The sequence below is a fragment of the Paenibacillus sp. FSL R10-2199 genome, assembly GCF_038000235.1.
GTDB lineage: Bacteria > Bacillota > Bacilli > Paenibacillales > Paenibacillaceae > Paenibacillus_AQ > Paenibacillus_AQ phytohabitans.
The window spans coordinates 1298439-1310667 of the sequence record NZ_JBBOBO010000001.1; the positions used below are offsets into that span (position 1 = coordinate 1298439).

11 protein-coding genes are annotated in these 12229 nt (G+C 55.2%); 8 read left to right on the forward strand and 3 right to left on the reverse strand.

What is annotated here, in order from left to right; translation table 11 throughout:
* The first annotated feature begins 39 nt into the window (after positions 1-39).
* The 3 genes from NYE33_RS05765 to atzF are packed head-to-tail and all read left to right on the forward strand — an operon-like array spanning position 40 to position 3901.
* Positions 40-471: a cupin domain-containing protein gene (locus NYE33_RS05765; RefSeq protein ID WP_341065069.1), complete on the forward strand. Its 432-nt coding sequence runs from the start codon at positions 40-42 to the stop codon at positions 469-471.
* A gap of 13 nt (positions 472-484) precedes the next feature.
* Positions 485-2122, forward strand: a complete 1638-nt coding sequence (locus NYE33_RS05770) for a PucR family transcriptional regulator (protein ID WP_042140357.1) — start codon at positions 485-487, stop codon at positions 2120-2122.
* Between the two features lie 6 nt (positions 2123-2128).
* Positions 2129-3901, forward strand: coding sequence for an allophanate hydrolase (atzF, locus tag NYE33_RS05775; RefSeq protein WP_336101059.1), 1773 nt, complete (start codon positions 2129-2131; stop codon positions 3899-3901).
* Positions 3902-4372: 471 nt separating this feature from the next.
* Here the strand turns inward: atzF and NYE33_RS05780 are convergent, their stop codons facing one another.
* Positions 4373-5482 carry an FUSC family protein gene (locus NYE33_RS05780; RefSeq protein ID WP_081970337.1) on the reverse strand — a complete coding sequence of 370 codons (1110 nt, stop codon included), beginning with the start codon at positions 5480-5482 and terminating at the stop codon, positions 4373-4375.
* A 285-nt stretch (positions 5483-5767) separates the two neighbouring features.
* On the opposite strand from NYE33_RS05780, the gene NYE33_RS05785 reads away from it, so the two are divergent.
* From NYE33_RS05785 to NYE33_RS05805, 5 genes are all read left to right on the forward strand, one after another.
* Positions 5768-6892, forward strand: coding sequence for an ABC transporter ATP-binding protein (locus NYE33_RS05785; protein WP_171720783.1), 1125 nt, complete (start codon positions 5768-5770; stop codon positions 6890-6892).
* Complete coding sequence (locus NYE33_RS05790; protein WP_042140354.1) at positions 6882-7688, forward strand: ABC transporter permease; 807 nt, start codon at positions 6882-6884, stop codon at positions 7686-7688. Before NYE33_RS05785 ends, NYE33_RS05790 begins: the two co-directional genes overlap by 11 nt.
* Before the next feature lie 20 nt (positions 7689-7708).
* Positions 7709-8536, forward strand: coding sequence for an ABC transporter permease (locus tag NYE33_RS05795; RefSeq protein WP_336101085.1), 828 nt, complete (start codon positions 7709-7711; stop codon positions 8534-8536).
* The gene (locus NYE33_RS05800; protein ID WP_340948693.1) at positions 8533-9606 is read left to right on the forward strand and encodes an ABC transporter substrate-binding protein; all 1074 of its coding nucleotides are present in this window, start codon (positions 8533-8535) and stop codon (positions 9604-9606) included. The genes NYE33_RS05795 and NYE33_RS05800 overlap by 4 nt, the downstream gene beginning before the upstream one ends.
* A gap of 76 nt (positions 9607-9682) precedes the next feature.
* Positions 9683-9814, forward strand: coding sequence for a hypothetical protein (locus tag NYE33_RS05805; protein ID WP_269323201.1), 132 nt, complete (start codon positions 9683-9685; stop codon positions 9812-9814).
* A gap of 766 nt (positions 9815-10580) precedes the next feature.
* Here NYE33_RS05805 and NYE33_RS05810 read toward each other — a convergent pair.
* Both NYE33_RS05810 and NYE33_RS05815 read right to left on the reverse strand, forming a co-directional pair.
* Entirely contained in the window at positions 10581-11255 is a 675-nt protein-coding gene (locus NYE33_RS05810; protein ID WP_171720781.1) for a hypothetical protein, read from the reverse strand.
* A 135-nt stretch (positions 11256-11390) separates the two neighbouring features.
* On the reverse strand, positions 11391-12215 hold the full coding sequence (locus tag NYE33_RS05815; protein ID WP_341065077.1) for a class I SAM-dependent methyltransferase: 825 nt from the start codon (positions 12213-12215) through the stop codon (positions 11391-11393).
* Positions 12216-12229: the final 14 nt, after the last annotated feature.

Below are 12229 nucleotides of genomic sequence, written 5' to 3' on the forward strand. Positions count from 1 at the left end.
ACCTATACCTATAACTTATACATCATGGAGGAATGGATTATGCATACACAGGAAACGGAAGTGCTGACAGCGGCGGACATGACATGGGAGTTAATGCCGAATCATATTGAGCTGTACCACCGGGAGATCGTCTCGGCAGCGCAGGCGGACCGTCTGGGCATCCGGATGAGCTCGATTCTGTGGGAGAAGCTGGGTGTTGGCGGTCAGGTATTACCACACTATCATGATGTGGTGGAGATTATTCATATCACTGTGGGGGAGGTCAAGCTGCTGTGCGAGGGTGAATGGTACAGCTACCGGGCCGGGGATACCTTCCATGTACCTGCGGGTGTAGTCCACTCCGTTGCGAATGCGGGGGATTCGCCGTCTGAGCAGATCAGTATTTTTGTACCGGCCGAGACGAATGTACCTGCGAACCATTTTTTTGGCACCACTCTGATCGAGGATGTGTATTCTTCCAAGCTAAAGTAAAGGCGGCGGAGCTATGGGCAGCAATGTAATCACCGGATTGAACTGCAGCGATATCCTGCTGATTCCCGATCTGAAGGAAGCGGTGGTCCTGGCGGGAGCCGGAGGTCTTGGGCGTTACATTAACCGTGTCAATGTGATGGAGGTTCCCGATGTGATTGACTGGGTCCGTCCGGGAGAATTTCTGATTACCAGCGGTTTCCCCTTCCACGGTCAGCCGGAGCTCATCACCGAGATTATTCCCCAGCTGAACCAGAAGGGCGTATCCGCGCTTGGGATCAAGACAAAACGTTATATTGACGAAATTCCGGCACGGGCGCTGGAGCTGGCGGATCAGCTTAATTTCCCGATCTTCGAGCTGCCGGCGGCTATCTCCTTCTCCGACGTTGTACGTGACATTATGGAACGGGTGCTCGTGCAGGAGGCCAGGGAGCTCTCCCAGCTGCAGAGCCGCTTCCAGAAGCTGTCCAAGCAGCTTCTGCATGGCGACGGCATCGAGGATTTCCTGCTGACGCTGGATGGTATGCTGCATAATCCGGTCGTGCTGCTGGATGATACCGATCAGGTCCTCTGTTCCCCGCAGGCAGAGGCGCTGGAGCTGGCAGAGCAGCTTCCGTTATGGATGCAGCTGCGCCAGGAGGGCAGTCTCGGGATAACCTTCCTGACGGTCGGAGAGCGGCGGATCCGCGCCTATGTATCGTCCGTCCATGACAAGGGAGTGGATCAATGCCTGCTGGTGCTGCTGGAGTGGAACCGCGAGCTGGCGGTTGTAGATCAGTTAACCATTGACCGGGTGGGGGTACTGGTCGGGCTGGAGATGATCAACGCCGGTGCCCGCCGGGAGGTTGAACTGAAGTATGTCGACCAGTTCCTGCAGGACTGGATCAGCGGCCGGATTGCCGCAGCCGAGGATTTGAAGCTGCGGGCCGAGGCCTGCGGCTGCCCGCTTCCTGAGCGTCCGCTGCGCGCCGTAACCGTCGGCTGGCTGGAGGAGAAGCCGGAGCTTAAGCAGCTGCAGCAAGCGGTGAAGCGGGTGCGGGCCCGGGGAGATCTTCAGCATGTGAAGCTTACGATCCTTGAAGGAGAATTGGTTCTGACGGTTCCGGAGCAGCCGGATATTCCATTGGAGGAAACGCTGGGACGACTGCTGGCTGAGATGAACCGGGTGTTTGCCAAGGAGAGCTGCGCCTTCTGCATCGGAGATCTTGCGGAAGGTCCCGACCAGGTGCGCTTCAGCTATGAGTCCGCCCGCAAAATCGCCCGTATCTGCGAGGTCAGCGGTTACAGCGGGGCTTATGTGGATTACCGGAAGCTGGGTGTCTTCAGGCTGCTGTACCATTTGCCGGAGCTTGCGGAGATCAGCGCGTACAGGGACCAGTACATCGTTCCGCTGCTGGAGTATGACAGCAAGCATGGCGTGTCTCTCGTGCAGACACTCCAGCTGTATTTCAAATGCAACCGCAACATCAAACGGACCTCAGCCGAGCTGTTCACCCATTATAATACGGTGACTTACCGGATAGAACGGGCCTGCGAGCTGCTGGGACTCAGCCAGAATGACGGTGACGATATGCTGGAGCTGCAGCTTGCGCTTAAGCTGCACGAGATGAGCAGCGGCCGCAGGGTACGTACGGATCCGCAGAGAAGGAGATGAAGCATCATGACGGCAATAACTGAATTTCCCGCCAAGCTGACCGCAGGCTGGCTGCGCGGGCAATATTTAAGCGGTGTGCTGGACCCGGAGGAGGTGGTCCGGGAGATCATCCGCCGCGCTGCACGCGACAAGGAAATGAACATCTGGATTGAGCCGCCTGCCGAGGCGCATATCCGTCCCTTTCTTGAGAGACTCAGGGAGCTGGACCCGCAGAGCCATCCGCTGTGGGGCATTCCGTTCGCCGTTAAGGATAACATCGATGTTAAGGGACTGCCCACAACGGCAGCTTGTCCTGAATATGCTTATCAGCCGGATCATGACTCTTCGGTTGTCGCAAGATTGGTTGCTGCGGGAGCCATTCCTCTCGGCAAAAGCAATCTGGACCAGTTCGCCACCGGTCTCGTCGGTGTACGCAGCCCTTACGGCGAGACGCATAACGCCCTGCGCCCGGAATATATCAGCGGAGGCTCCAGCGCCGGATCCGCCGTGGCTGTTGCCCGTGGCCAGGCCGTGTTCAGCCTGGGCACCGATACCGCCGGCTCGGGCCGCGTGCCTGCCTCGCTGAACGGGCTGGTCGGCTATAAGCCCAGCCTCGGCGCCTGGCCGGTGCGCGGGGTAGTGCCCGCTTGTGCCAGCCTGGACTGCGTCACCGTGTTTGCGCACAATCTGGAGGATGCCCTCGCGGTGGACCGCGCAGCGCGCGGCTTCGATGAAGCCGACCCCTGGTCGCGTTCCGTGAAGCTGGGGCCCGCCGCTCTTCCGGCGAAGCTGCTGCTTCCGGAGGCTCCGCCGGAGTTCTATGGCCCCCATGCCGAAGAATACCGGGAGGCCTGGGGACGGGCCGAAGCAGCCGTGCAGGCATTGGGGCTGCCGGTTGAACGGGTGGACTGTACGCTGTTCTCCGAAGCGGCAGCTATCTTGTACGAAGGTCCATGGGTAGCCGAGCGCTGGGCCGGTCTGGGTGAGTTCGTGGAGAATCACCGTGAAGCTGTGCTGCCGGTGACGGAGTCCATCTTGTCTTCCGGGTCGGCCGGGCGCCATACGGCCGCAAGCCTGTTCCAGGCCATGCACCGGCTGCAGCGCTATAAGCGGGAAGCGGAGCTGCTGCTGAAGGATGCCGTGCTGGTGCTCCCGACCTGCGGCGGAACCTGGACCCGGGAGCAGGTTGCCGGTAATCCGGTAGGGGCCAACTCCGATATGGGGCGCTATACCAACCACTGCAACCTGCTTGATCTGTCAGCCGTGGCGGTTCCTGCCGGGGATGCGGCGGAGGGCCTGCCGTTCGGCATCACGATGTTCGCTCTGGCGGACAGCGAGCATCTGCTGGCCGGAGCGGGCGCACAGCTTCTCGGAGAGAGCGGTCCGCCGGAAGGTGCTGCTGATGAGACGGCATCTCCGGGTATGATGACACTGGCTGTCTGCGGTCTTCATATGCGCGGCTTCCCGCTGGAGAAGCAGATGCTGGAGCATGGTGCCCGGTTCTGGCAGGAGGCGCGGACGGCCCCGTGCTATGAGCTGGTCAAGCTCCAGACGGTGCCGCCGAAGCCAGGCTTGCTCAGACAATCGGCAGGCGGAGGCTCTGTCGGGCTGGAGCTGTGGCGGATGCCGGCGGCATCGCTGGGCGCGTTCGCATCGCTCATACCCGCTCCGCTGGGCCTGGGGCGGGTGGTGCTCGAAGACGGCCGGGAAGTGACAGGCTTCATATGCGAAGGCTATGCTGCCGCCGGAGCCGAGAACATTACGGCCTACGGGGGCTGGAGATATCTGCCTGTGAATTGAATAACGTCCTGTTGGAGCGCGCGAACGCCCCGCAAGCAGAAGTATGGCTTGCGGGGCGATTTGATATTCCTGACAAGCGGTGTAGATTCCAGGCTGCTCATGGTTTTTTTTGATATTCCGGAAGAAGGCAAGATAATAATTACGCAGTGCCCCGATTATGGTACATGCGGTATACTTAATTGCACTTTGTACAACTAAATCCTCTGATTTATAACCGATCATCTGTTTAGTTGTATTTCATACAATTAAACTGCTCTATATAGATTGGGTTTCACTCATTCGGGCAAATTTAGTTGTACAGAATACAGTTATCAGAGGAAAGCCATCCTTTTTGCTGTTTTTAATTGTACAGAATACAACTATCATGGAATGCTCACTTCGATCTGAACTTCACATAATTGATGAATTGTTGAATTGTTGAATGAATCACTTGTACTAGCCCCCACCCCAAAAAAAAGGACGCTCCCCAGCTTATAGCTTATGGGAGAGTCCTTTTTGTATGAAACGTATAGCGCGCGCCGGTACAGCCTTGGCTGGTTGTGCTGCGGCTGAGATTGCCGCATAATCGGCACGTTCAATCTCTTCAAGAATCCGGTTCAGATGCGAGAACACCGCGCCAAGATCACGGAATGCGGCGAGCGGGCATTGGCCCTGCAGCTCAGAGAACCAGGCCAGCTGTACATCACGGGCGCGGCGCAGGCTCTCGGGGAGCGAACGCCCGCATTCCGCATCCGACAGTGTCCGGGTGCCATATAAGGCAATGCAGTCTGCCGTTGCCGTTACCACCTCTGTCATCCAGTCGGCTGCGGCATAGTGGGCAGGGAGCAGCGAGAGCTCTTCGGAAATTCCTTTGACGTAGGAATGCACCCTGCTGAGATGGGAGGTTGCCTGTGACAGCGTACCGAGCTCTTTGCGGCACTGGTAATGGGAGAGCGTGAAGTGCAGCTCCTTCTGCAGCTGCTTGCTCTTGCCCAGCAGTTCACCGGAAAGCTTAAGTGCGGTCAGCGCCTGTGCGGCATCCCGTCCCCCGGAAGTTAGACCGGTTAAGGCATCGGACAGTGTCAGGCTGCCCCTCAGTGCCAAGTCTTTGACCTTGACGAACCCCTTGGGCGGAACGATAATCATATTTATGATTAAGGCAATCAGTACACCGATTAAGGTCTCAGCGACTCTCCAGACGATATATTGGTCATGATAGAAGGTGAGCGCCAGGACGGAAGTGACACCAACCTGTGAAACGGCCTGGATATTAATCCGGCAGGCGGTGGCTACGCCTATGCCGAGCAGCAGCATCAGCAGAATCGAGAGCGCACCAACATCGAAGAAGCGGCCCACAACCAGGCTGGCGATTCCGCCTAGCACAATACCGAGCAGCCGGTACACCCCTTTTTCGAGGGAGGCTTTGACACTGCTCTGGGTGATAAGAATCGCCGCCAGCGGCGCAAAGTACAGATAACGGTCGCCATACAGGCTGTGTACCGCGAGCCAGGATAGTGATGCAGCAAGGGTAACACGTATCATATAAAGGGATAATCCGAACTTCTCAAGGCGGTCTTGTAACCCCTCGTTCATGGTAGTCATCTTCTTTCGCAAATGTAAGAAAAATTTTATGTTTTTCAGCCGTTTTCATTATAGCACCTCAAAACAGGCCCCGCCGGGTCCATTTTTTACGAACTTGTTAAGTTTCTGCAATGCATTTATTAATGTAAGCTATCGCATATATAGGATTATTCCTATATGCTATATATATTGAAGTCTGTCGAACATAGGGAGGAATTGTCGCTTATCCGCGCTGAGCATGCTGTTTCTGGATTGTCTCCCGCAAGAAGCGGGTAAAATAGGTTGTACTACATAAGGTAAGGGAGGTTGTTAGCTATAGCTACCCCGGAAGGCACTATTATTTCATTTGATCAGGTTATTAAGCAATATGACGACGAAGAGGCTGTACTCAAAGGCGTGAGTTTCGAAATTGAACGCGGTAAATTCTATACTCTGCTGGGCCCCTCGGGCTGCGGGAAAACGACCATTCTGCGACTCATCGCCGGCTTCGCCGAGCCGACTGAAGGTTCTATTTATCTGAACGGTAAAATCATCAACCACATTCCCGCCAACGAGCGGCAGGTTAATACGGTATTCCAGGACTATGCGCTGTTTCCGCACCTGAACGTATTCGAGAATGTGGCTTTCGGACTGCGGATTAAGAAGCTTAAGAAGGATGTTATTAATCAAAAGGTGCAGGAAGCGCTGCGCTTCGTCAACCTGGTCGGGTATGACCAGCGGGCCATTAATGAAATGTCCGGAGGACAAAGACAGCGGGTCGCAATTGCACGCGCGATTGTCAACGAGCCGCAGGTTCTGCTGCTGGACGAGCCGTTATCGGCACTGGACCTTAAGCTGCGCACGGAGATGCAGTATATTCTGCGGGAAATGCAGCAGCGGCTGGGCATCACCTTCATTTTCGTTACCCATGACCAGGAAGAGGCGCTGGCGATGTCCGACTGGATCTTCGTCATGAACGGCGGAAAGATTGAGCAGAGTGGTACGCCTAATGATATCTATGATGAACCGATCAACCGCTTCGTGGCCGATTTCATCGGCGAGTCGAATATCGTGCCGGGCGTAATGATTGAGGACTATGTGGTTGAATTTAACGGCCACCGGTTCGAGTGTGTCGATGCCGGCCTGAAGCCGAATGAAGCCGTGGAAATTGTGATCCGCCCTGAGGATCTGGAGATTGCCACCGTAGAAGCGGGCAAACTGAAGGTGCGCGTGGATTCCCAGCTGTTCCGCGGTGTGCATTATGAGATCAGCTGCTATGACGGCTCCGGCCACGAATGGCTGGTTCATTCCACCCGCAAGGCGGAGGTAGGCAGCGAAATCGGGCTGTATTTTGATCCGGAAGCGATCCATGTTATGCGTTTCGGCGAAACGGAGGAAGAGTTCGACAAACGTCTGGAGGCTTACGGCGAGGTGGAGAGCGATGAAGAGTAAGGGCAAGTCGTACTACCTCATTCCGTATTACCTGTGGATTGCGTTGTTTGTTATTGCACCGGTGCTGCTGGTTGTCTATTATTCCCTGTTCGATCTGGACGGGAAGCTGACGTTGGACAACTACGTCAATTTCTTCACGCCGGTATATATGAGAATGATGCTGAATTCCTTCTGGTATGCTTTTCTGATCACACTGTTCTCGCTCTTGGTGGCGTACCCGGCTGCTTATCTGCTGACGCGCACGAAGCACAAGCAGCTGTGGCTGCTGCTGATTATTCTGCCGACATGGATCAATCTGCTGCTGAAGACATATGCCTTCATCGGTATCTTCGGCACCTTCGGCCCGGTCAATAATTTCTTTGATCTGGTGGGGCTCGGGGAGCAGCAGATCCTGTTCACCGGCTTCAGCTTTGTGTTTGTATCGGTCTATATTTTCATTCCATTCATGATTCTGCCGATCTTCAGTGCACTGGATGAGATGAATCTGTCGCTGGTGGATGCTGCGCGTGATTTGGGCGCCTCCGGCTGGACGACATTCCGGCGGGTAGTGTTCCCGCTCACGATCTCCGGGGTCCGCTCCGGCTGCATGGCGGTATTCATTCCCGCGCTGTCGCTGTTTATGATTACGCGTCTGATTGCCGGCAACCGGGTGATTACACTCGGCACTGCCATTGAGCAGCATTTCCTGGTCACACAGGATTGGGGCATGGGCTCCACGGTTGCGGTATTCCTGATCGCCATTATGGCGCTGTTCATGATTCTTACGGGCAGCTCGCGGAAAGGAGGGCGCGCGTGAAGAGCAAGAATAGAAACAAAATCAAAAATAAAAACGGAATCGCGAATATCTATCTGGTGCTGGTCTTCCTGGTTCTGTACGCGCCGATTTTCTATCTGATGTACTACTCGTTCAACAGCGGCGGCACGATGCATGAATTCGAGGGCTTCACGCTGGATTATTACCGCGAAGTCGTGGCCGATACCCGGCTGATGATTATTATGATTAATACGCTGGTCATTGCGCTGCTGTCTTCGGCGATTGCAACGCTGATTGCGATCATCGGAGCACTGGCGATTCAGCATGTCCGCAGCCGCCGGGCCAAGAACACGCTGCTCTCGCTGAATAATGTGCTGATTGTCAGCCCGGATGTAATTATCGGAGCCTCCTTCCTGATCCTGTTCACGATTGTCGGGATCAAGCTGGGCTTCACCTCCGTTCTGCTATCGCATGTGGCGTTCAGTATTCCGATTGCCGTTATCATGATCCTGCCGCATCTGCAGGAGATGAGCCCGACACTGACTGACGCTGCCCGGGATCTTGGGGCCACGCGCCGTGATGTGCTCACGAAGGTGATTCTGCCGATCATCAAGCCGGGGATCTTCAGCGGGTTCTTCATGGCCCTGACCTATTCCCTGGATGATTTCGCGGTAACCTTCTTCGTAACAGGCAACGGATATTCCACCTTGTCGGTTGAGATCTATTCGAGGGCGCGCCAAGGGGTCTCATTGTCGATTAATGCACTGTCGACCCTGATCTTCCTCTTCACCATCCTGCTGGTAATAGGCTACTACTACCTTAACCAGCGGAAGAGCCGCCCGGCTACGCATATTGCAGAACCGGTTGCTGAAGCGGGGGTGCCTAGATGAAACAGCTGGTAAATACATTTCTGGCGATTCTGATCGTAGCGTTCGGGCTGATGTTCCTGGCCTCCAGACTGAACTCGGCAGAAGGCTATTCCGGCGGCAATACGCTGACGATCTACAACTGGGGCGATTACATCGATCCCGAGCTGCTGGAGCAGTTCCAGGAGGAGACCGGCATTACGGTGATCTACCAGACCTTTGACTCCAATGAGGCGATGCTGACCAAGGTTGAGCAGGGCGGTACGGTCTTCGATGTCGTGGTCCCTTCCGACTATGCCATTGCCAAGATGCGGGAAGAGAACCTGCTGCTGCCGCTGGATCACAGCAAGCTTCCGAATCTGGCCAATATCGGGTCCAAATTCATGGATCTGTCCTTTGATCCCGGCAACCTGTATTCGGTGCCTTATTTCTGGGGGACGGTAGGTATCATCTACAACCCCGAGATGACGGAGGGCATTGATTTCAGCAGTTGGGATTCGTTGTGGGACAAGCGCCTGGACAATAATATCTTTCTGGTGGATGGAGCACGCGAGGTGATGGGCATGGCGCTGAACAGTCTGCACTATTCCGTCAATGACAGGAATGAAGAGCATCTGCAGGAGGCGCTGACCAAGCTGAACCGGCTGTCGCCGAATGTGAAGGCGATCGTCGGCGACGAGATCAAGATGCTGCTGGCGAACGAAGAGGCGGCTGTTGGAATCGTCTGGTCCGGCGATGCTTCGGAGATTATGGATGAGAACGACAAGCTGGATTACGTTGTGCCGGAGGAAGGCTCGAACATATGGTTTGACAACATGGTCATTCCGCGCGGAGCAGCCAATATCGAAGGGGCACATAAGTTCATCAACTTCATGCTCCGCCCGGATGTGGCGGCGCAGAATACGGAATACGTCGGCTACTCTACGCCGAACGTTCCTGCCCTGAAGCTGCTGCCGGAGGACATCTCCGGCGACGAGCGCTTCTACCCGCCCGCCGAGATCACGGACCGGCTGGAGGTCTACGACAACCTTGGCAAGCGGATGCTTGCCCATTATAACGAGCTGTTCCTGAAGTTTAAGATGAATAAGAAGTAGGTTGCCGGTCATTGAGTGCCCGCATGCGGAGGTTTCGCATGCGGGTGTTTTTTTGCTGGAGGGAGGGGCTAGAAGGATGGGGCTGGAGGGGGAGGTGAGAAGGAGGGAGAGAAGGAGAGGCTGGAGGGATAAGGTTAGAGGGATTGGGCTAGAAGGGGGAGGCTGGAAGGCTAAGGCTAGAGGGGTGAAGCTGGGGGCTAGGGCTTGAGGGAGAGAAGGGGGAAGCTGGAGGGATAAGGCTAGAGGGATTGGGCTAGAAGGGTGAAGTTGGAGGGAGAGAAAGGGGGGAGGCTAAGGCTAGAGGGATTGAAGAGAAAGAGTTAGCTGGAGGGCTGAGGCTAGAGGAAGGGGAGAAGGATGAAGCTGAAAGGCGAGGGTCAGAGGGGTTGCCTAGAAGGGCGAAGCTGAAGGTTAGGGTCAGAGCACAGGTGAGGGACATGACTAGTTGGAGAATTGCATGGCTCCATCACTGGCTACTGAAGCTATAGGAGGCAGTGTTAGTTGGATTTTCTCCACTTGCTGATGAACAAATAAACCCTGCGAATACAGCAGTTGGATAAACAGCACTTAAATTATTACATTTCACCCCAAGTAGCTGAAATCACCCAAATTAGTTGCTGTTTTTCCACTTGCTTGGCCACGATCCTACGAAATCGATAAATTAAGATACCTTTTTCCACTTACTGTTACAGCAGTTGATTCGCGGTACTATAGCCTACAGCCAGCAGCGGGTTCAACGATCCGCCTGAACGTTGCTGGCGGTTCTGGTTTAAGCTCAGCGTACTTTTCGGATACATGTTACTGGGCAAACGTCGAGCGGACAAAGTATAGTGGTGATCCACTTGATGTTGCAATGTTCATCTACGTCAGTCTACGGCCTCGCAACGGATCGCATTAATGCTGGTCCGCTGCCCGCAGTCGTTACATTAAATTTGGTCTGCTGCGGAACCGCAAGTAGATTGCTCCTTATGAGACTAATTAAAATATTCAAGCACACTGCGTTTCAGCTCATACCGTGCGGTCCGTTCCTGATTACTGGTGGGGACGGGAAGGAGCCAGCCTTTGTCAGCCAGATTGTGTAACGTCCGGACTGCGGTTCTGTAATCGACAGAGAAATGTTCCTTCACATCCTGCGGGCGGATGGGCCGGGCCAGCTGGATAATCAGCCGGATTACCTCCTGCTCCATTAGCTGTACACGTGACACAGGTGCCTCGGCAGGCTGATATCTGCCCAGTACGAGCCGCAGTAGGGTCATACAAAGCTCAGGGCGCTGCTCAACATCATCGTACGCGAATGAAATCACATGATAGCCCATGGCGTACAGGAACGTTTCCCGGTTAAGTTCGCCGCAGTATTTAGTCCGGTCCATATCGCGTACATGTGAGGCATAGCCTTTGATCTCGATGAGCAGCTTCACGTATCCCGGTAACCAGGCGAAATCTGCAAAATAAGATCTTCCCCGCCAGTCCATGACTTCATACTCCGGATGAAGTCCGCCAAAGTGGCCCCGCAGAGGCCACCAGATGTTCCTCAGGAACAGAACCTCTGCATGCCGGTGCCCCCGATCCAATCGTGCCCGCCGTTCTCCCTCAGGCCTGCTGCCCAGATGTCCGTTGATAAACTGCAGATGTGCTTCTTCGAATATCATTACGCTCCAACCTCCCCGTGAAAATAGAAAACGCCCCGGCTCCCTCGCTGAGGGCAACCGGGACGTTCTTCGTCTCGCTGTTATTAAGTATAGTCTACAAGCTTGATTATAACTAGAATATAGCAGGAAAAGTTTCTATTTCACGCCGATCCGCATCCGGTAGCTAATCAGCACCTGCAATGTCCGGCCTCGGAAGTAGTTCTTAACCTCTGCCGAGAACTCGGCAATATCTTGCTCAAGTGAGGCCGGGCTAAGCTTCAGAACCGATTGCATTCCACCTTGGCTGAGGGCCAGGCCGATATAGCGCTCTGCATCGCAGGCTTCTGTGTTGTGAAAAACAATTTCTCGCGCGTAAGTGAAACATCCGCTGGCTTTGATCCGGCCGAGATGCCCTTCCTTGTCCCATTTACGGGCCTGTTCGGCATCGGGCTGAAGCCCGGCGAGCAGGTCATCCGAAGTGGCGATCAGCCCATTGTAACGGGCTTCAATAGCAGGGTTCAGTACCAGAGGCCAATCGCAGTCATAGGCAGCGAACACTCCGCCCGGACGCAGACAGCGGGAGATTTCCTGAAGTGTGCTGGCCGGGTCCATCCAGTGGAATGACTGCGAGCAGGTGATGATGTCGACGCCCTCTGAGGCGAAGGGAAGCTCATTGGAGTAGCCTTGGACAAAAGATACGGATTCAGTCCCGCTGTGCAGGCGGTCCAGCTTCTCCTGGGCTTTGCCCAGCATATCCGGGTTAGGCTCCACTCCGGTTACGGAGTCGGCGGCATCTTTCCACAGGAAGGTGGACAGACCGGTGCCACAGCCTATATCAGCCACCGCGGACGGACGGCGGCCCAGGTAATTACTCAACAGCTCAATAACCAGCGGCGGCGCTTCGGGCCGGTAACGGTCGTATTCGTCCTGATATCCCAAGAAGCGGTCAATATTAGGCTTGCTGTTGCCTGCAGGAATCATAGGAATCAGCCTCC